Genomic DNA, 20,382 nt, shown 5'->3' on the forward strand with positions numbered 1-20,382 from the left:
CCGCCATGCCCGACGCCCCCGAGGAGACGAGCCACGTCGACCGTGTCGGACATGTGGTGGTGGTCGGCGCGGACAGCATCGTGGTCCGGTTGACCGAGGAGCTCGAACGCGCCGGCGAGCAGACCGTGATCGTCGCGCGAGCCGGGGCCGATCCCGATCTGATCAGCGACGCCCGGGCCCACGGCGCCGAGGTGGTCACCGCGGGTCGGGTCCGGGAACCGGATCTGATCGCCGCCGGCATCAAGGGGGCCAAGGCAGCGGTGATCATCGACGAGGACGACGTCTGGGTGATCCGGGTGGCGCTGGTCGTCGAGGAACTGAATCCTGAGGTCCGGCTGGTGCTCGGACTGTCCGACGCCCGGCTCGGGGCCCGGCTGCGTCCGGTGCTCGGCGAATGCGAGATCCTGTCGCCGGCAGCGCTGGCCGCGCCGTCGTTCGTTGCGGCCGCGTTGGCGACGACGGACACGATGACCTTCGAGATCGGTGGTCGGCTGGTGGTCGCCGGACCCGCGGACCGCGTCGGTGGAGACCGGCTCGGTGTGATCGGAGACAGCGAGCAGACCGAGCTCAGCGGCGCGGTGCTGCCGGCTGATGCCACCGGTGACATCGTGTTGGGGACCGAGCTGGTCGGACGCAGCAGTCCGGCCGTTCGGCAGTCGGGCATGTTCGGCGCGCTGACCAGAGTGATCGATCGCCGGCTACGACTGGTGCTGCTCGGACTGGCGATCCTGATCCTGCTGAGCACGGTCTATTTCAAGCTGGTCGGCGTCGACTGGCTGGAGGCGCTCTACCTGGCCTTCACCGCGTCGACCGACACCGGGATCGGCGACTCCGAGGAACACCTCGGTGTCGGCTTCCGCTTCGGCGCCGTGATCATCCAGCTCTTCGGTCTGATGCTGTCCTCGGGCATCACCGCTGTGATCGTCGACGCCCTGATCAGTGCTCGGTTGGAGGAGTTGTCCGGCGGGATCCGTGGCCGTCCCCGTGATCATGTGGTGGTCTGCGGACTCGGACGGATCGGGACCGAGGTGGCGATCCGGCTGCACAGCCGCGGCGTCTCGGTGGTCGCGATCGAACAGGACGAACGGGCTGTCGGCGTCTCCCGGATCAGGGCCCGGAAGATCCCGGTGCTGATCGGAGCCGCCGGCGAGGACGCGATCCTGGCTGCCGCCGGAGTGTCCCGCGCGCATGCGGTGCTGGCACTGACCGACAACGACTCGGTCAACCTGGAGATCGGTCTGGTTGCCAAGCAGGCCAAGGAGAACGTCCGGGTGGTGACCCGCGTTTTCGATCATGAACTCGCCGGCCGGGTCGAGCGCCGACTGAAACTCGGCGCGACCCGGAGCCTGTCGATGCTCGCCGCGCCGGCCTTCGCGTCGGCGGCCCTGAGCCGTACCGACCGGCTGATCTTTCCGATCGGCCGATGGGTGTTGATCTTCACCGAGTTGACGGTCCAGGCGGATTCCGGCGCGGCCGGGATCCGGCTCAGTGAGCTTCCGGATCCCGATGTGGCGCGGGTGCTCGCCCATCGGCCGGTGGGCGGCAACCGCTGGGACTGGCAGCCGGGCAACCCGAGGCTCGCCGTCGGTGATCAACTCGCAGTTGCCGCGACCCGGACCGGACTGGCCAGGATGCTGCTGCTGACCAAGGTCACCCGTCGCAGCTGACCGCGATATATCAAGGTTGCGCACCTTCCTGGGGCGAAAATGGTGCGTAACCTCGTCGGATCGTGGCTGTGCTCGAGCTCCGCCTCGCCCAGATCCGACGAGGTTACGCATCCTTCAACGGCCTGGAAGGGTGCCTAACCTTGATATATCGCGTTCAGGAAGGGTCAGAGGGCTGCGTTGACGACCTCGCGGGCGGCGTCCTGGACCTGGGCGAGATGGTCCTGGCCGCGGAACGATTCGGCGTAGATCTTGTAGACGTCCTCGGTGCCGGAAGGACGGGCGGCGAACCAGGCGCTGTCCGTGGTCACCTTCAGACCGCCGATCGGGGCGTCGTTACCGGGGGCCTTGGTGAGCACTGCGGTGATCTTGTCGCCGGCCAGTTCGGTCGCGGTGATCGCATCGGCGTCCAGGGCGGCGAGCTTGGCCTTCTGCTCCCGGTCGGCGGGAGCGTCGACCCGGGCGTAGGCAGGACTGCCGTGCTCGGCTTCCAACGCCGCGTAGTGCTGGCTCGGGCTCTTGCCGGTGACGGCCTGGATCTCACTGGCCAGCAGGGCCAGCAGGATGCCGTCCTTGTCGGTGGTCCAGGTGCTGCCGTCCCGGGCCAGGAACGACGCACCGGCAGACTCCTCGCCACCGAAACCGACCGCGCCGCTGCGCAGTCCGTCGACGAACCACTTGAAACCGACCGGCACCTCGACCAGCGTCCGGCCGAGGTCGGCGGCCACCTTGTCGATCATGGACGAGCTGACCAAGGTTTTGCCGACGCCGGCGTCGCCGCGCCAACCGTCGCGATGGGCGTACAGGTAGCCGATCGCCACCGCCAGGTAGTGGTTGGGATTCATCAGACCCGCATCGGGGGTGACGATTCCGTGCCGGTCGGAGTCGGCGTCGTTGCCGGTTGCGATGTCGTAGCCGGCGCCGTCGGCGAGCTTGTTGATCAAGGACGCCATCGCGTTCGGCGAGGAGCAGTCCATCCTGATCTTGCCGTCGGTGTCCAAGGTCATGAACGACCATCGTGGATCGACCTCGGGGTTCACCACGGTGAGATCGAGACCGTACTGGTCGCCGATCCGGCCCCAGTACTCGACACTGGCACCACCCAGCGGATCGGCGCCGATCCGTACACCGGCGTTCTTGATCGCCTCGAGATCAACAGCGAGTGCCAGGTCGGCGACGTAGCGGCCGAGGTAGTCGTAGCGGGTGACCTCGGTGATCGCGTGCTCGAAGCCGGTCCGCTTGATCGCCGACAGATCGCCGAGCAACTCGTTGGCCCGGGCCGCGATCGCCTTCGTGGCGTCGGAGTCGGCCGGTCCACCGTGCGGCGGGTTGTATTTGAAACCGCCGTCCCGGGGCGGGTTGTGCGACGGGGTCACCACGATGCCGTCGGCGATCTCGGCCGGTGCGGCGTCCCGGTTGTGGTTGATGATCGCCCGAGAGACCGCCGGGGTCGGGGTGAACTGGTCGTCCTGTTCGCAGAGCACCGTGACGCCGGCGGCGTGCAGCACCTCGATCGCGGTCTTCCATGCCGGCAGTGACAGGGCGTGGGTGTCCTTACCGAGATAGAGCGGACCGGTGATGCCCTGGCCCGCGCGGTACTCGACGATCGCCTGAGTGGTGGCGGCGATGTGCGCCTCGTTGAAGGCGGTGTCCAGGCTCGAGCCGCGATGCCCGCTGGTGCCGAACACGACCTGCTGGTCCGGGTCGGCCGGATCGGGGCGCCGGTCGTAGTAGGCGCCGACCACCGCGTCGACGTCGATCAGGTCTTGGGGGAGGGCGGGCGTGCCTGCGCGTGGGTGAGCCATAGGCACATTCTGCCCACATCCGGCCCGTCCGCGTCGCCCCGACGCCGCGCGGATCCGATCAGTTCAGCGCGGCAACCGCGCGGGCCAACACAATCGCCGGGCTCGGCTGGGCCGCCATTTCGGCGCTGACCTCGGCGGCGGCGTCGGCGAAGGACCTCTCCGACAGCAACCGATCGACCAGTTCTCGTACGGTGTCGACGTCCACCGTCGCCGGATCGTGGGACAGGCCGACGCCGCGGTCGACCACCCGCTGGGCCGACATCGGATTGTCGGCGAAGGACGGCAGGACCAGTTGCGGGATCCCGTAGTACAGCGGCGCCGCAGTGGTCCCCGATCCGCCGTGATGCACGATCGCCGCGCAGCCGGGCAGGAAGGTCGACAGCGGCAGGTAGCCTACCGAGGACACGTTGTCGGGCAGTTCGCCGAGCTCGGTCAGGTCGGTCGTGCCGGCGGCGAGCACCACGTCCACCTCCATCGCGCCGAGCGCCTCGATCACCACCCGCAGGTTGCTGACCCCGGTCATCACCGGGACGACAGTGCCCAGCGTGACCGCGATCCGGGGCCGGTCGGCTGGCTGCAGGGCCCACGGCGGTACAACGGCGCCGCCGTTGTAGGGGACGTAACTCATCGGCCACCACGGCACGCCGTCCCGGGCATCGGCGGCCTGCTCGTCGTTGCCCAGGCCGCCCATGCTGGGTGCGCGCGGATCGATCCTGGCGATCACACGGGCCTGCCGGTCACCGATCCCGAGTTTGGTCCGCATGAACGCGGTCACCTCGTCCTCGCCCCGATCGGCGCGTTGGCTCCAGTCCACGTCCCGGGTCGACCAGGACACCCGGTTGCCGATCTCCAGCCCTGGAACGCCCAGCGCCGCCGCGGTCAACATCCCCGGCGCATGGTCGGAGGAGTAGGCGACGAGATCGGCGCGGAAGACGCGACCGGCCTCGATAGTGCCGGCGGTCATCGACGCCGTGAACAGCCCGAACGGTCCCATGCTCTGGCGGGCAAGCCGGTATTCCTCCGGCTCGTCGCCATGATCGGCGGTCTTGTCCATCACCTGTCGCATCAGGTCGCCCCAGACGTCCCTGGCCGGGAACACGTCATAGACGGCCAGGCCGGCCCGGGCACCGGCCTCGGTCATCTCCGAGGTGGTCGCCAGCAGCACCTCGTGCCCGGCGGTTCGCGCCGCCCACATCATCGGGATCAACGGAAGGGTGAGGCCGTAGCCCGGCGCGGTCGCAAAGAGGATTCTCACGATCGGCAAGCTTGGCAGAGCGCGGTGCCAGCCGCCCGGGTTGTTCTCAGCGAAGATCAAGGCGGGTTTCGCGGGACCGGTGTACGCCGCTGCCGGGGCTTTGGCAGGATTGGTCCCATGAGTCCGACTCCGTCCAACCCGCGTGGTGCCATCGACCTGTCAGATCTGGCTGCGAAGGCGCAACAGAACGACCCACAACCGGGTGCAGCCGGAGCCGCATCCCAGCCCGGGACGGGATCCCGGAGTGCAGCTGGGCCGGCCGGGGCGTCGTACGTCTTCGAGGCGACCGAGCAGACCTTCGAGACCGAGGTGCTGCGGCAGTCGCTGAACTATCCGATCATCGTCGAGTTCTACTCGCCGCGGGCGCAGGGCGCCGACCAGCTGTCGGCAGCGCTGGCCGAGCTGGCGACCGAGGCCGCCGGCAAGTTCGCTGTCGCGCGGCTGAATGTCGATGCCGCGCCCCAGTTCGCCCAGGCGATCGGGCTGCAGGCGGTGCCCACGGTCGTCGCGGTGATCCAGGGCCAGCTGGCGCCGCTGTTCCAGGGGGCGCTGGGCAAGGAGGAGATCCGGCCGGCGATCGACCAGGTCATCAAGGCGGCCGTCTCCAACGGTGTCGTGGGCCGGGCCGAGCCGACCAGCGTGCCGGCCGACACCGAGGGTGCCGACGACGAGCCGGATCCGCGGTTCGCCGCTGCCGACGATGCGCTCGCCAGCGGCGACTACGCCGCTGCCGAGGCCGAATTCGACAAGCTGCTGCAGGCCAATCCGAAGGATGCCGAGGCCCAGGCAGGCAAGGCTCAGGCTGCCTTGCTGCGCCGGACGGCCGACGCCGATCCCGATGCCGTGCTGGCTGCGGCCGCTGCGCCGGATGCGACGGTCGATCAGCAGCTGGCCGCGGCCGACGTCGAGTTGGCGACCAACCAGGCGGAGCAGGCCTTCGGACGGCTGATCGGCGTGATCCGCAGGACAGCCGGCGACGAACGCAACACCGTACGGGTCCGGTTGCTGGAGCTCTTCGAGACCGTCGGCAACTCCGACCCGCGGGTGCAGAAGGCGCGCCGTGACCTGATGGCCGCGCTGTTCTGAGTCGGCTGAGCCTGCCCAAGGCATGTGTACGATGTGTGTATGTCTCGGGTCAACGTCTACTTGCCGGACGACCTCGCCGAGCGTGCCCGCGCAGCAGAACTGAACGTCTCCGCGCTCGCACGGTCGGCCATCGAGGACGCCCTGGACCAGCGGTCGCTGTCCGGGTGGCTGGAGCGTTACCGGCCGGGGGGCCGGCGGGCGCGACACGTTGATGCGATGTCGGCGCTTGATCAGACACGAGAGGAATTCGGGTCCGGCCCGACGAGTGAACTGCGGTGAGCACCGTAGTCATCGATGCCTCGGCCGTTGTCGATCTACTGGCCGACACGGAGATCGCGCCCCTAGTTGCGGCGCGCATCGAGGAGCAGGTGTTGATTGCACCGGCACATCTGGATGCCGAGGTGCTCTCGGCCATGGCCAGGATGGAGCGTGCCGGAACCATCAGCGCACCGGATGCTGATCGTGCGATCGCCGGGCTGACCGAGATGCCGGTGCGTCGCTATCCTGTTGCCGGGTTGCTCGCCGGTGCGTGGCGACGGCGTGGATCGCTCCGCGTCCTCGACGCCCTGTACGCCGAACTGGCGGAGCAGCAGGCCGCCGAGTTGATCACGACGGACGCGAGGTTGGCACGGTCGCTGTCGATCGAAGCGGTCTGAATCGAGGCAGTGCGTTCCGTCGACGCGTCAGAGCGGGCGGCCGTCCTCCATCACCAGGGTGCGCGGGACGTCCAGCGTGCTGATCGCCGTCAGCCGCCGGAAGGACAGCGGCGTCAGGTGCGGTTCGGCGTCGGCCAGATCGATCAACCTGACGGCGGCGATCTCGTGCGGATCGAGCCGGTAATCGGCGATCTCGGCCTCGGTCACCGTGCCGCCGTCGAAGATCAACTCGCAGGCGTCGTCCCAGCCGAGATAAGGCGGCATCCAGTCCACCGCCAGGAGATTGCCGACCTCCCGTTCGATACCGAGTTCCTCACCGATCTCGCGGATCGCACCCAGCCGTGGTGACTCGTTCGGTTCGACGATGCCGCCGGGTAACTCCCAATCGGTCTTGAACTTGGTCTCACACAGCAGGATCCGACCGTTCTCGTCGCGCATCAGTACGTGCGCGATCAGTCGTTTGCGCGGCATCGTCGAATTGGCGACAGCGGAGAACCCGTCAGGTCCGCCGACGATGTCGCTGCTCAATCGTCCGAAGATCAACTCGTCGACCGGCTGATCGTCGACGCCGGAGCGCCGCGCCCCGCGCCGCCGCCCCTCCAGCCGGAAGCCGGACCGCACCATCGCCCATCGCGCGGGGTGATCGTTCTCGGCGATCACCGACTCGATCCGACGCGGTCCCGGGTCAGCGGCGAACGCGTCGGCGACGACCGACGACACAGCGGCGGTCAGCGCTTCCCGGTCGGTGTCGTCAGGCGGGCACTGATCGGGGAGCTGGAGCCGGCCGATGCCGTCGGAGTCGACGCGGACCGTGATCGGGGGACGTGTCACATTGAGCCTCAGTTCCGGGGGACCGTCCGCCCATTGTGCCTTCCGCTAGTCGGTCGGGCGCGCCGAGGTCTCACCCAGTGTCGCCGTGATCTGGTCCAGGACCGCGCCCGAGTCCTCGACCGGATGGTCCGGATCGTGCCGGAACCAGACCGCTCCGAGTGGCGGGACCGTCACCTCGGCGCTGCACTCCAGTCCATGACTGGGCACCGGGCGGGCCTCGACCTGTCCGAGGTTGCCGAACTGGCCCGAACCGTTGTAGAGCTCGGCGTCGGTGTTCAGGATCTCGGTCCAGCGGCCCTCGGCCGGCAGCCCGATCCGCAGGTCCCGGCGAGGCTCGGCGGAGAAGTTGATCACCACCGCCACCGCTTGGCCGGGCCGGCCCTCGGCAGCGGGATCGAACCTGAGGTAGGAGTAGGTGTTGCCACCCTGATCATCGGCGTCGATCCAGCGGAAGCCGGACGGATCGTGATCATGACGCCAGAGTGCCGGGTGAGCGCGGTAGACCCGATTCAGGTCCTTGATCAACAGCTGTACCCCGCGGTGGCCCCAACGACTGCTCTCCTCCCAGTCCAGGCTACGCTGCTCGGCCCACTCGTGCTGCTGGCCGAACTCGGTGCCCATGAAGATCAACTTCTTACCCGGATAGGACCACTGATAAGCGTAGAACGCTCGCATCGTGGCGAACTTGCGCCACTCGTCCTCGGGCGCACGCTCATACATCGATCCCTTGCCGTGGACGACCTCGTCGTGGCTGATCGGCAGCACGAAGTTCTCCGAGTAGGCATAGGCCATCGCGAAGGTGATCTCGTGATGGTGGTACTGGCGGTGGATCGGCTGCCGCCCGTAGTAACGCAGCGAGTCGTTCATCCAGCCCATGTTCCATTTGAAACCGAACCCGAGACCGCCGTGATCAACGGCCCGAGAGACACCCGGCCAGGAAGTGGACTCCTCGGCGACGGTGATGATGCCGGGCTTGCGTCGATACAGGTCGCTGTTCACGGTCTGCAGGAAACTCACCGACTCGAGATTCTCGTTGCCGCCGTAGATGTTGGGGACCCATTCACCCGGCTCACGGGAGTAGTCCAGGTAGAGCATCGAGGCGACACCGTCGACCCGTAGTCCGTCGATGTGGAACTCGTCCAACCAGTAGTAGGCGTTCGACATCAGGAAGCTGCGGACCTCGTTGCGGCCCAGGTTGAAGATGTAGGAACCCCAGTCCGGGTGCCAGCCCTTGCGCGGATCCTCGTGTTCGTAGAGGGCGGTGCCGTCGAAGCGTTGCAGCGCCCACGGATCGGTGGCGAAATGTCCGGGCACCCAGTCCATGATCACGCCGATGCCGGCGGCGTGCAGCCGGTCGATCAGGTAGCGCAGCTCGTCGGGGGAGCCGAATCTCGACACCGGCGCGAAATAGCCGGTCACGTGGTAGCCCCAGGACCCCTCGTACGGATGCTCGGCCAGCGGCATCAACTCGACGTGGGTGTAACCCTGCCAACTGACGTACTCGACCAACTCACGGGCGAGTTGGAGATAGCTGAGTCCGCGTCGCCACGAGCCCAGGTGCACCTCGTAGATGCTCATCGGGCGTTGGTGCGCCTGTTGTTCGCCCCGGTACCACAGCCAATCGTCGTCGGTCCAGCGGAACTGGCTGTTGTAGACGATCGAGGCATTGTGCGGCGCGGCCTCGCAGAAGCGTGCCATCGGGTCGGTCTTCAGCCGCCAGACATCGTCGGCGCCGAGGACCTCGAACTTGTAGAGCGCTCCGGTGCCGACCCCTTCGACGAACGTCGCCCAGACGCCGCTGCCCGGTACCCGGCTGAGCTGATGGCGCTGACCGTCCCAGTTGTTGAAGCCGCCGGCCAGCCGCACCGCACGAGCATTCGGCGCCCAGACCGAGAACCTGGTGCCGAACACCGGGCCACGTTCGGAGTCCTCGAGGGTGACCTCGATCGCGCCGAGTCGTTTCCAGCACTCGGTGTCGTGCCCCTCGCCGAAGCCGGTCAGGTCCCAGCCGGTCAGTCCTCCGGTCGGATCGACTGCCATGTCAGGTCCCCTTCCTTGAGCGCCCGATGATCACGCCGGGCTTGTTGAGAACGGTCTGCTCGATGATCATGATGCCGCTCCGTCCGCGAGCGCGGTGACCGCGGCCAGCGGGATCGGCAGCCAGTCCGGCCGATTCCGTGCCTCGTAGACGACCTCGTAGATCGCCTTGTCGGCCAGGTAGGCGGGCAGCAGAGCTTCCTGCTCGGCGGGGTCGGATCGGTCGTCGGGGTCGCTGCTGCCGTGGCTGTCGTCCGGCTGCCATCCGGCGCTGCGACGGTAGCCGTCCAGAAAGCCCTGGCGGCAGTCGGCCGACCAGCGGTCGCCGACCGCGTCGCGGCGATGCGCGGCGGCGTAGTCGATCGAACGGAGCGCGCCGGCGATGTCGCGCCAGACACTGTCCGGTCGGTGCCGCTCTGCCAGTGTCTTGGCCGGCTCTCCCTCGAAGTCGATGATCTTCCAGCCGTCGTCGGTCAGCAGCGCCTGACCGAGATGGAAGTCACCGTGCACCCGCTGGACGTCGACCGAGTGGGAGCGGAGCCGATCCAGCAGCCGTGACAACGGTGCCTGCAGCGGTCCGAGCTCGGGGACCACCAGCGCCGCGGCCGCAACCCGGGTCGCCATCGCATCGGCGAGTTCCGTGCCGTCGGCCTGCTGACTGCCGAACCGGGTCCGCAGATCGCGGTGGATGTCTGCCAGTGCGGAGCCGAGGTCGGCGGCCGCACGGCTCAGGTCCTGACCGTCACCGAGCGCAGTGAGTGCCAGCTCCCAGCCGTTGCGGGCGTTCGGGAGTTGCTGCACCAGCATCGCCAGGTCCGTCCCGACCGGCCCGGATTCGGCGGAGCTCGGCAGGTCGCGGTCGTGGCGGAGGCCCGCGGTCAGCCAGCCCTGAAGGCGGGCAATACGTCGGTTGCCGGCCCTGGTCAGTTGCTCGTGGATGGCGATATCGGGATTGCGTCCGGGCTGCAGTCGCCGGAAGATCTTCAGCAGGGCGACGTCGGCGTACAGGATCGAGGTGTTGGACTGCTCGCCGGCGAAGATCCGGGAGGGGAGTCCGGCCGGTTCCCCGTCCTGCGCGGCGCCGATGACGTGAGCTGCGAGCAGCGTATCGTCGCCAGGCTCACCGACCGCGGGCGAGGGTCCGATGCCCGTCGAGGAATCATCGTCCGACCGTCGCCCACTCAGGATCGTCTCCAGCAATGCCGCATGCAGGACCGGATCGTCGGTTCCGTCCACGCCTGCCAGCCGGCCATGATCGGGATCCTGAACGGCGATGAGTGGCTGCTGCTGATCCTGCTCGGGCCGGTAGCTGATCAACAACTGATACAGCTCGGTGTCGCCCTCGGGATAGCCGATCTCGGCGATCTCGATGCGAACAGCGGGCCAGTCACCCGGCGGACGCAGCCACGGCAGTGGCGTGACCCCGACGAGACGAGGCCGGCGCCCCTTGCCGCCGAACCATCGAGCCGCCGTGATGTGGTCCAGCAGCGGTGTCGAGGTCACGAGGCCTCGGTCGGGACGGCTGCTGCGCCTGATCTCGGTGCCGGCTCCGACGCCCTCGCCGCTGCGGTCTCCTGCTCTGCTGTGGATGGAGCCGGCTCGGTCGTGGTCGGGGCTTGCTCTGCCGTCGATGCGATCGGGGTGGTCGGCAGTGGCCGCAGGGTCAGGATGTGCGCCGGATTGTCGGGCGTCAGCCGGACGTAATTGCGCTGCCCCCACCGCCAGGTCTGATCGGTGAGTTCGTCGTGGACGCCGAACACCTCATGATCATCGAGCCCGATCGCGGGCAGGTCCAGGGTGACCTCGGTCTCCACCGTCTGATGGGGATCGAGGCTGCAGATCACGATCACCACGTCGTCGCCGACCTTCTTGGAGTAGGCGAGGACCTGATCATGGGGAGCGGTATGGAAATGCACCTTGCGCAGTTGCTGCAGTGCCGGATGATCATGGCGCAGCTGATTGAGGACCCCGAGCAGCAACGACAACGATGATCCGTCGGCGTCGGCGGCGGCGAAGTCCCGCGGCCGGTACTGGTACTTCTCCGAGTCCAGGTATTCCTCGCCGCCCGGGCGCAGTGGCTCGTGTTCGAGCAACTCGAAGCCGGAGTAGACACCCCAGTTGGACGACAGCGTCGCGCCCAGCACAGCGCGGATGGTGAACGCCGACGCGAGTCCGCTCTGCAGGAAGGTCGGCAGGATGTCGGGGGTGTTGACGAAGAAGTTCGGGCGCAGGAAGGCGTCGGTCTCGGTGCTCAGCTCGGTGATGTAGTCGATGATCTCGGACTTCTCGTTGCGCCAGGTGAAGTAGCTGTAGCTCTGGTGGAAGCCGACCTTGCCCAGGGTGTGCATCATCTCCGGCCGGGTGAACGCCTCGGCGAGGAAGATCACCTCGGGGTTGGAGCGCCGCACCTCGGCGAGCAGCCAGGCCCAGAAGTCGACCGGCTTGGTGTGCGGGTTGTCGACCCGGAAGATCGTCACGCCGTGGGAGATCCAGAAGTTGATCAAGCGCAGGCACTCGGCGTAGATGCCGTCCCGGTCGTTGTCGAAGTTGATCGGATAGATGTCCTGATACTTCTTCGGCGGGTTTTCCGCGTAGGCGATACTGCCGTCGATCCTGGTGCTGAACCACTCCGGATGTTCGGTCACCCAGGGATGATCGGGCGAAGCCTGCAGGGCAAAATCCATCGCGATCTCGAGCCCGAGTGAACGCGCGTGGGCGACGAAGTCGTCGAAGTCGTCCACCGTGCCCAGGTCAGGGTGGATGGCGTCGTGCCCGCCCTCCGGGCTGCCGATCGCCCACGGTGACCCGGGATCGTACGGGCCGGGTTCGAGGGTGTTGTTCGGCCCCTTGCGGAAGCTCGTCCCGATCGGATGGATCGGCGGGATGTAGACCACGTCGAAGCCCATCCGGGCAGCGGCGTCGAGCCGCTCGATCGAGCTACGGAACGTTCCCGATGACCAGGCGCCGCTGCGTTCGTCTCGGACCGCGCCCTGGGAGCGAGGGAAGAACTCGTACCAGGACGAGAACAGCGCCCGCCGCCGGTCGCAGAAGATCGGATACTCCCTCGTCGAGGACAGCAGCCGCCGCGGTTTGAACCTGTCTGCGGCGGCCAACACCCCGGCGGACAAGGCGTGACTCAATCGGTCCTCGACCTGCTCCGGCGCAGCCAACGACTCCGCAGCGGCCGCCAGCGCGGAGACCGCGGCCTGGTCGCCGGCCGCCGCCGCGGTCTGGGCAGCCTCCTCGAACAGCTGCCGTCCCTCGGCGCAGACCAGTTGGACGTCGATGCCGGCCGGGATCTTGATCTCGGCGTGGTGTCGCCAGGTCTCGAACGGGTCGTCGAAGGCCTCGACCCGGAAGGTCCAGCCGCCCAGTCGGTCAAGAGCCACGTCGGCTCCCCAGCGATCGAAGCCGGCCGGTTGGATCGGGTGCAGCGGCACCGTACGGCTCGCACCGTCGGGATCGGTCAGCACCGCCTGCGCGCCGACCGCGTCGTGCCCCTCCCGGAACACCGTCGCAGCGACGGTGAACAGCTCACCGATCGCCGCCTTGGCCGGCAGTGTGCCGTCGTCGATCACCGGCGACGGTTTCAGCACGGGGATCCGCGGGAAGGAGGTGCCCACCGGCACGAGGTCGCGAGGCGTCACAGCACTGACCATAGTGGTGGACCCCGGTTCACCGCGCGAGCTCACACCCACCGAGCTCTCCCGATCGGTGAGACAGGACGCTGGCGACTGGACGCTCATCGATCATGCTGCATATGCTGAATGCGCTTGCAGTCATCGTTCAGGGCATCCGTCGACGCCGGACGCCCGCATCAGGAGGATCTTGTGACGACCATCGAAGCCACCGTCGGCGAACTGTCGGTCCGGCTGTTGCCCGACGAGCCCGCGCTCGGATCGGCGGCGGCGCGCGGCGCCGCCGAGGCCATCGGTGCAGCGGTCGCGGCCAACGGCTCGGCGCGGGTCGTGATCGCCACCGGCAACTCGCAGTACGCGTTCGTCGAGGCGCTCGCCGAGGAGGACATCGACTGGTCGGTGGTGACGGTCTTCCACATGGACGAATACATCGGTATCGACGACGACCATCCGGCGAGCTTCCAGCGCTGGATCCGGGAACGGATCGAGCAGCGTTTCCACCCGGCGCGGGTCGAATACATCGGCGGCCGGGGCGATCCGCAGGCCGAGGCGGACCGGTACGAGGCGTTGCTGCGCTCGGCGCCGATCGACCTGGTCTGCATGGGAATCGGGGAGAACGGCCACCTGGCTTTCAACGAGCCGGGAGCGGCCGATTTCACCGATCAGCGATGGGCTCGGGTGATCACGCTGACCGAGGAGTCGCAGCGTCAGCAGGTCGGTGAAGGACACTTCGCGAGCATGGACGTGGTGCCCAAGACCGCGATCTCCCTGACCATCCCCGCGCTGTTGTCGGCCGGCCGGGTACAGGTCTGTGCCCCCGAGTCCCGCAAGGCCAAGGCGGTGCACGAGACGTTGACGGCCGAGATCAGCAATGCGTGTCCGGCAACCATCCTGCGGGCCTGCGGCAATGCGGTGCTCTTCCTGGAGCCGCGGTCGGCCGAGTTGCTGGACGGAGTGTTCGATCGCGCCGAGGTCTGAACACCCGGGCACTGGCGGCGGGCGGTCAGCGCGGCGCCGGTCCGGTTGAGCTGCGGACCACCAATCGGGTCTCCAGCCGGATCGGCTCGGGGTGCTCGATCGTCCCGTCCAGCAACCCCAGCAGGCTGTCCACCGCGACCGTTCCCGCTTCGGCGCCCGGCACATGGATCGTGGTCAGGGTGGGGTAGGCCATCGCCGACATCGGGCTGTCGTCGACACCGATCACGCTGATGTCGGTCCCGGTCCGGATCCCGCGCTCGGTCAGTCGGGCCATCACGCCGAGTGCGATCAGGTCGTCATAGGCGATCACGGCGGTGGCCTCGCCGGCCAGCAGGAGATCTGCGGCATGCACGCCGGACTGCACCTGTGGCTCGTACGGGCCGTACTCGAGCACGGTGAGTCCGAGGCGATCGGCGGTGCTGCCGATCGCCTGGCGACGCTGTTCGTTGGACCACGAGCGGCGCGGCCCGTTGAGGTAGCCGATGACGCGGTGTCCCAATGCTGCCAGGTGTTCCACGGCCTGAGCCATCCCGTCGCCGGAGTCGATGATCACGCTCGCCGCGTCTGGCACCTCGCGGTTGACGAACACCACCGGTGCCAGCTCGGACAGTTCGGCCAGGCGGGCGTCGGTCGTTCGTGGCGAAGCGATCACCAGCCCGTCGGTCCGCTTCCGCAGCTGGCGTGCCCGCTCGAGCTCGTCGCCCGGCCGTTCGTCGATGTCGGCGATGACGACCGTCCGGCCCTTCGCCGACGCACGCGCCTGGACCGCCTTGATGATCGGCGGGAAGAACGGGTTGGCGATGTCGGGGACCAACAACCCGATCAGATCGGTCCGGCCGATCGTGAGCGAACGCGCCGTGTGATTGGGGACGTAGCCCATCTCGCCGGCGATCCGGACGACCTTCTCGCGGGTCGCGGCGTTGACCTTGTCCGGGTCGGACAGAGCGCGTGACACCGTCGATCCCGACAGACCGGCGGCCGCCGCGACGTCGGCAAGGGTGACTGCCATCGGATACGTCCTCACGTGATCGGGCCGCGAACCGACGGTGCGCGGCGACTGGGTTCGACCCTAGTCCGATCGGGGCCGTGATTCGGGTCTCGCCACGAGATTGTTGCAGGCGTGTTGCAGCATGAGACAAACAGATGGCTGACATTGCAGCAAGCGATTGCATCCTCTAGCGTGTGGTCATCAACGAGGAGGGGGCGGCGTGGCGAAGCTTCGCTTGGGAGTCATCGGCTACGGCAACCGGGGTGTGATCGCACCGCGCGCTGCCGAGGCAGACGGGGCGGCGCAGGTCGTCGCCGTTGTCGAACCACATCCCGCCGGACAGCGGCGGGCCGCTCGCGAACTGAGTGGGGTCCGTCGGGTCGACCGGGTCCAGCAGATCCTGGACGACGACCTGGACGCGGTCTTCGTCACCTCACCGGACCACCTGCACGCCGATCAGGCGGTGACGTTGCTCGAGAACGGGATCGCGGTCTTCGTCGACAAGCCGTTGGCGATCACGCTCCCCGATGCCGATCGGATCCTGCGGACGGCGATGGCGACCGGCACCAAGCTGTATGTCGGACACAACATGCGGCACATGCCGGTGATCACCACCATGCATCGATTGATCGCCGACGGTGCGATCGGTGAGGTGAAGGCCATCTGGTGTCGCTACTTCGTCGGCGACGGGGGCGACCGGTTCTTCAAGGACTGGCACGCCGACCGCCGCCGGGTCAACTCGCTGCTGCTGCAGAAGGCGTCCCATGATCTTGATGTGATCCACTGGCTGGCCGGCGGCTACAGCACTCGGGTGGTCGGGATGGGTGCGCAGACCCTGTATGCGGCGATCGATGATCGGATGGACCGCTCCGATCAGGTCGTCAGGGATTGGTGGTCGCACGACAACTGGCCGCCCGGTGAGCAACGCGGTCTGAACCCCGTTGTCGACGTCGAGGACCTGTCGATGGTCCAACTGGCGTTGGACAACGGTGTGCTGGCCAGCTATCAGGAATGTCATTACACCCCGGACTACTGGCGCAACTACACCGTGATCGGGACCGAGGGCCGGCTGGAGAACTTCGGTCTGGACGGGTCCGGGGTGGTCCGGATCTGGGACCGGCGCACCGACTACACCGAGCACGGCGATCGTGAGGTCCCGATCCCGGAGGCCGCCGGTGGCCATCACGGCGCCGACCCGCTGCTGCTCGCCGAGTTCTTGGACTTCGTCCGGACCGGGCGGCCGACCCGGACGTCACCGATCGCGGCCCGGCAGGCTGTCGCCGCCGCTGCGTTGGCCACCGAATCGATGCGTGACAACAACACACCGCGAGACGTTCCGCCGTTGGAACCGGAGCTGATCGATTACTTCGACGCGGGGCAACCCGGGAGCCGTTGACCCTGCTCGCTGACCGGAGGACTAGTGATGATCACCGACCACCCCATCTCTCGACGGGCCCTGCTGACGACGAGCGGCATCGCCGCATCGGCGCTGGTCGTCGGCTGCAGCGATCGCCGCGAACCGTTGCCCGGTCTGGACAGCACCAAGAAGGTGCTCGAGTCGCCGATCCTGACCAAGAAGATCACCGCCGGTGATCTTCCGAAGCTGGCCGATCGACTACCGGCCTCGCCGATGGTCGTGCAGCCGATCAAGAAGCCGGGCAGCTTCGGTGGCACTCTGCATCGAGCACAGACCGAGGCCACCGACTCGGGCGTGATCGCCTCGTTCGCCTCCTCCGGACTGGTCGAGTGGTCACGGGACAGCAGCAAGGCGATCCCGAGCCTGGCCGAGACCTATCAGCGCAGTGATGACAACACGATCTTCACCTTCACGCTCCGGCAGGGGCTGAAGTGGTCGGACGGCAAACCGTTCACCGCCGATGACGTGATCTTCGCCATCAAGGACTGGCTCGGCAACGCGACCCTGGTGCCGGCACTGCCGGTCTGGTTCGCCGACGTTGATCAACAACTCCCGAAGGTCAGCAAGACCGACGAGAACACCGTACGGATCGAGTTTCGCGAGCCGTTCGCGCTGTTCGAGAAGTATCTGTGTCATCCGTCGATCAACATCCAGATCATCAAGCCCAAGCATTATCTGGAGAAGTACCATCCGGCCTACACCGACAAGGCGAAGGTCACCGCGGCCGCCAAGAAGGCCGGCTTCGACTCCTGGGACCAGTATTTCGCCGACCGGGACAACCCGTGGACCAATCCGGACCGGCCGGTGATGGGTGCCTATCAGGTCGCCAAGGCCGCGGGTGCGCAGAGCGGCACCGCCAGCCTGGAACGCAACCCGTTCTACTACAAGACCGACCCGGACGGCCGGCAGCTGCCCTACATCGACAAGATCCAGGTCCAGGTGCTCGACCAGGCTGCGCTCGACCTGCGGGCGGCCAACGGTGATCTCGAGTTCCAGGGCAACTTCCTGGGCTACAACTCCACCCAGGTGTATCTCCGCAACGCCAAGGCGAAGGGATTCACCGTCCAGCGTTGGCAGGCGGTCGGCACCCTGCTGTCGCTGTGCCCCAACCTGTCGCACAACGATCGGGTCTGGCGTTCGCTGTTCATGACCAAGGACTTCCGACTGGCGCTGTCGCATGCCATCAACCGCAAGGAGATCAACGACACCCTGCTCGGCGGGCTCGGCATCATCCGGCAACCGATGTCCACCGACGGCAGTCCGTACGGCATCGCCGGCGGCGGCCGGACCGCTGTCGACTACGACGTCGAGAAGGCGGGCCAGCTGCTGGACGGCATCGGAGCCAAGAAGCGTGGGTCGGTGCGCTACTACCGAGGCAAGCCGTTGGAGTTCACCGTCATCTACACCGACAACGATCAAGGGATCGCCCGCGCCGATGCGTTCAATCTGGTGAAGAAGGATTGGGCAGCGGTCGGGGTGAAGATGAACGTCCGACCGGTCGACGACACGCTGTATGCCCAGCTCCGAGCCAGTAACGACTTCGACTTCGACGGCACCACCATGATCGAGGACGACTGGGACCTCGAACCGGTCTGGTATGTGCCGACCTCCAGTGGCAGCCACTCCTGTCCCGGTTACGGACTCTGGTACGCGACCGGAGGCAAGGACGGCGTCACTCCGCCGGCGGAGATCAAGAAGCTGATGGACACCTGGGACGAGCTACGGACCGCGCAGACCGATCAGATCCGGATCGCCGCCGGCAAGAAGATCACGCAGCAGCACAACGACAACGTCTACGTGATCGGGTTGATGAAACTGCCGTTCCAACCGGTGGTCGTCAGCAACAAGATCATCGGCGTCCGCACCGACAAGCCGCAACTGTCCTTCTACTACGGGCGGGAAGGCATCACCAAGCCGGAGCAGATCTCTCTTGCTTAGGTACGTCGGCTTCCGCCTGCTGAATGCGATCCCGACCCTGTTGGCGATCTCACTGGTCGCGTTCTTCATCATCCAACTGCCGCCCGGAGACTTCCTGACCACCCGGGTGCAGGCACTGGAAGCCCAGGGGGAGAGCGCCGATCCGGCCCTGGTGGAGGCGTTGCGGCAGCGCTACGGCATCGACGACCCGTTCTGGATCCAGTACGGCAAATGGCTGACCGGGATCCTCTTCTACGGCGACTTCGGGTTGTCCTTCCAGTATCAGCGGCCGGTCGGTGCGTTGATCGCCGAACGGCTGCCGTTGACCCTGATCCTCGGGGTGGCGACGATGCTGGTCACCTGGTTGATCGCGTTGCCGGCCGGGGTCTACTCGGCGATCAAGCAACGCAAGACACCCGACTACGTGATCTCGACGATCGGCTTCATCGCGCTCGCCACCCCGAATTTCATGGCTGCGTTGGTGTTGGCGTTCATCGGCTTCCAGTTCTTCGGGCAGAGCGTCGGCGGTCTGTTCTCGCCCGCCTACGTCGACGCACCGTGGAGCCTGGCCAAGATCGGTGACCTGCTGGCCCACCTGTGGATCCCGGTGGTGGTGTTGGCGTTGGCCGGCACGGCTGGGATCATTCGGACGATGCGAGCGAATCTGCTCGACGAGTTGAACAAGCCCTACGTCACGACCGCTCGGGTGAAGGGCCTGCCGGAGCGGACGGTGATCCGCCGCTACCCGGTCCGGATCGCGTTGAACCCGTTCGTCTCGACCGTCGGGTGGAGCCTGCCGCAGCTGTTCGACGGCGAGGTGATCGTGGCCGTTGTGTTGTCGTTGGGCACCACCGGGCCGTTGTTGCTGGCCGCACTGAAATCGCAGGACATGTATCTGGCCGGAGGGATCATCCTGATCGTCGCCGTACTGACCGTGATCGGCACCCTGCTGTCGGACATCCTGCTCGCGGTCGTCGACCCGCGGGTCAGGTTCGGGAAGGCGTGATGACAGCAACCACCGTGACCGACCGGCCGGAGATCGTGACGGCCTCGCAGCGTCAGCTGATCTGGCGTCGGTTCCGCCGACACCGGATGGCGATGATCGGTCTGGTCGTCCTGATCGCGATGTATGTGGGGGCCCTGTTCGCCGGGTTCATCGCGCCGTCGACGCCGGCCACGACGAGCTCGACCCACGCCTATCAACCCCCGCAGGGCATCCGGCTCTCCGCCGAGCACGGCTTCTATGTCCATCCGACCGTCGGCCGGACCGACATCGACAGCATGCAACGGGTCTTCGACGTGGACCGGAGCCGGGTGATCGAGCTCGGCTTCTTCGTCGACGGACCGGACTACAAGATCATCGGATTGATCCCGTCCGACACGCACCTGTTCGGCCCGAAGGATCCACAGGCCCGCTGGTATCCGTTGGGAGCCGACCGCACCGGCGCCGATCTGTTCAGCAAGATCGTCTACGGCGCACAGGTGTCGCTCTCGATCGGACTGGTCGGCGTCGCGGTCTCACTGATCCTCGGGATCGTGCTGGGCGGCATCTCCGGTTACTTCGGCGGCGTCGTCGATCACGTCATCCAACGGGTGATCGAGTTCGTGATGTCGATCCCGACCCTGCCGCTGTGGCTCGGTCTTGCCGCGGCGATCCCGCCTCGGTGGGGTCCGATGCAGACCTACTTCATGATCACGCTGATCCTGTCATTGGTGGGCTGGACCGGTCTGGCCCGGGTGATCCGCGGTCGCTTCCTGCAGACCCGGGACGAGGACTACGTGTTGGCGGCCCGGCTGGACGGCGTCCGGACCCGGCGGATCATCCTGCGTCAGATGCTGCCGGCCTTCACCTCGCACATCATCGCCACCGTCAGTCTCGCGGTCCCCGGAATGATCCTGGCCGAGACCTCGCTGTCCTTCCTCGGACTGGGACTGCGTGCTCCGGCGGTCTCCTGGGGCGTGCTGCTGCAGGACGCACAGAATGTCCAGACCGTCGCTACCGCTCCCTGGCTGATGCTGCCTGGCGTCGCGGTGATCATTGCGGTGGTCGCGTTCAACTTCGTCGGCGACGGGCTCCGCGACTCCGCCGACCCGTACGGAGGGTGATGGC

General features: G+C 67.1%; 16 protein-coding genes. 9 read left to right on the forward strand and 7 right to left on the reverse strand.

The genetic code is table 11. From position 1 onward, the window contains the following. Positions 1-5 precede the first annotated feature (5 nt). Positions 6-1,667, forward strand: a complete 1,662-nt coding sequence (locus tag BLU38_RS27640; RefSeq protein ID WP_172836238.1) for a potassium channel family protein — start codon at positions 6-8, stop codon at positions 1,665-1,667. Positions 1,668-1,831: 164 nt separating this feature from the next. Here the strand turns inward: BLU38_RS27640 and pgm are convergent, their stop codons facing one another. Both pgm and BLU38_RS27650 read right to left on the reverse strand, forming a co-directional pair. After that, positions 1,832-3,469 (reverse strand): phosphoglucomutase (alpha-D-glucose-1,6-bisphosphate-dependent), encoded by a 1,638-nt coding sequence (gene pgm / locus BLU38_RS27645; protein ID WP_091529763.1) that lies wholly within the window; start codon positions 3,467-3,469, stop codon positions 1,832-1,834. A gap of 58 nt (positions 3,470-3,527) precedes the next feature. After that, positions 3,528-4,724 (reverse strand): nucleotide disphospho-sugar-binding domain-containing protein, encoded by a 1,197-nt coding sequence (locus tag BLU38_RS27650; protein ID WP_172836239.1) that lies wholly within the window; start codon positions 4,722-4,724, stop codon positions 3,528-3,530. Positions 4,725-4,841: 117 nt separating this feature from the next. Here BLU38_RS27650 and BLU38_RS27660 point away from each other — a divergent pair, with 117 nt between their 5' ends. The 3 genes from BLU38_RS27660 to BLU38_RS27670 are packed head-to-tail and all read left to right on the forward strand — an operon-like array spanning position 4,842 to position 6,466. Beyond that, on the forward strand, positions 4,842-5,810 hold the full coding sequence (locus BLU38_RS27660; protein WP_091529767.1) for a tetratricopeptide repeat protein: 969 nt from the start codon (positions 4,842-4,844) through the stop codon (positions 5,808-5,810). A 39-nt stretch (positions 5,811-5,849) separates the two neighbouring features. Continuing rightward, entirely contained in the window at positions 5,850-6,089 is a 240-nt protein-coding gene (locus BLU38_RS27665; protein ID WP_091529770.1) for a type II toxin-antitoxin system CcdA family antitoxin, read from the forward strand. After that, positions 6,086-6,466, forward strand: coding sequence for a type II toxin-antitoxin system VapC family toxin (locus BLU38_RS27670; protein WP_091529774.1), 381 nt, complete (start codon positions 6,086-6,088; stop codon positions 6,464-6,466). The genes BLU38_RS27665 and BLU38_RS27670 overlap by 4 nt, the downstream gene beginning before the upstream one ends. 27 nt (positions 6,467-6,493) lie before the next feature. Here the strand turns inward: BLU38_RS27670 and BLU38_RS27675 are convergent, their stop codons facing one another. The 4 genes from BLU38_RS27675 to BLU38_RS27690 form a co-directional block, all read right to left on the reverse strand. Next, complete coding sequence (locus tag BLU38_RS27675; protein ID WP_091529778.1) at positions 6,494-7,297, reverse strand: NUDIX domain-containing protein; 804 nt, start codon at positions 7,295-7,297, stop codon at positions 6,494-6,496. Between the two features lie 45 nt (positions 7,298-7,342). Then, a complete protein-coding gene (glgB, locus tag BLU38_RS27680; RefSeq protein ID WP_091529781.1) occupies positions 7,343-9,337 on the reverse strand; it encodes a 1,4-alpha-glucan branching protein GlgB in 1,995 nt (664 codons plus the stop codon). A 66-nt stretch (positions 9,338-9,403) separates the two neighbouring features. Next, positions 9,404-10,837 carry a phosphotransferase gene (locus BLU38_RS27685; RefSeq protein ID WP_091529785.1) on the reverse strand — a complete coding sequence of 478 codons (1,434 nt, stop codon included), beginning with the start codon at positions 10,835-10,837 and terminating at the stop codon, positions 9,404-9,406. After that, positions 10,834-12,981 carry an alpha-1,4-glucan--maltose-1-phosphate maltosyltransferase gene (locus tag BLU38_RS27690; RefSeq protein WP_231920070.1) on the reverse strand — a complete coding sequence of 716 codons (2,148 nt, stop codon included), beginning with the start codon at positions 12,979-12,981 and terminating at the stop codon, positions 10,834-10,836. The genes BLU38_RS27685 and BLU38_RS27690 overlap by 4 nt, the downstream gene beginning before the upstream one ends. Before the next feature lie 183 nt (positions 12,982-13,164). Here BLU38_RS27690 and BLU38_RS27695 point away from each other — a divergent pair, with 183 nt between their 5' ends. Then, entirely contained in the window at positions 13,165-13,950 is a 786-nt protein-coding gene (locus tag BLU38_RS27695; RefSeq protein WP_157683760.1) for a 6-phosphogluconolactonase, read from the forward strand. A gap of 25 nt (positions 13,951-13,975) precedes the next feature. Here the strand turns inward: BLU38_RS27695 and BLU38_RS27700 are convergent, their stop codons facing one another. Continuing rightward, the gene (locus BLU38_RS27700) at positions 13,976-14,959 is read right to left on the reverse strand and encodes a LacI family DNA-binding transcriptional regulator (protein WP_091529796.1); all 984 of its coding nucleotides are present in this window, start codon (positions 14,957-14,959) and stop codon (positions 13,976-13,978) included. Positions 14,960-15,158: 199 nt separating this feature from the next. On the opposite strand from BLU38_RS27700, the gene BLU38_RS27705 reads away from it, so the two are divergent. Genes BLU38_RS27705 through BLU38_RS27720 form a run of 4 tightly spaced genes read left to right on the forward strand, consistent with a single transcriptional unit; the run spans position 15,159 to position 20,378 of the window. Next, positions 15,159-16,334 carry a Gfo/Idh/MocA family protein gene (locus BLU38_RS27705; RefSeq protein WP_091529799.1) on the forward strand — a complete coding sequence of 392 codons (1,176 nt, stop codon included), beginning with the start codon at positions 15,159-15,161 and terminating at the stop codon, positions 16,332-16,334. 27 nt (positions 16,335-16,361) lie between these two features. Further along, positions 16,362-18,293: an ABC transporter substrate-binding protein gene (locus tag BLU38_RS27710; protein ID WP_091529802.1), complete on the forward strand. Its 1,932-nt coding sequence runs from the start codon at positions 16,362-16,364 to the stop codon at positions 18,291-18,293. Then, positions 18,286-19,278, forward strand: a complete 993-nt coding sequence (locus BLU38_RS27715) for an ABC transporter permease (protein ID WP_091529805.1) — start codon at positions 18,286-18,288, stop codon at positions 19,276-19,278. The genes BLU38_RS27710 and BLU38_RS27715 overlap by 8 nt, the downstream gene beginning before the upstream one ends. Further along, positions 19,278-20,378, forward strand: coding sequence for an ABC transporter permease (locus BLU38_RS27720; protein WP_091529808.1), 1,101 nt, complete (start codon positions 19,278-19,280; stop codon positions 20,376-20,378). The genes BLU38_RS27715 and BLU38_RS27720 overlap by 1 nt, the downstream gene beginning before the upstream one ends. Positions 20,379-20,382: the final 4 nt, after the last annotated feature.

The organism is Microlunatus soli, from assembly GCF_900105385.1.
Taxonomy (GTDB): domain Bacteria; phylum Actinomycetota; class Actinomycetes; order Propionibacteriales; family Propionibacteriaceae; genus Microlunatus; species Microlunatus soli.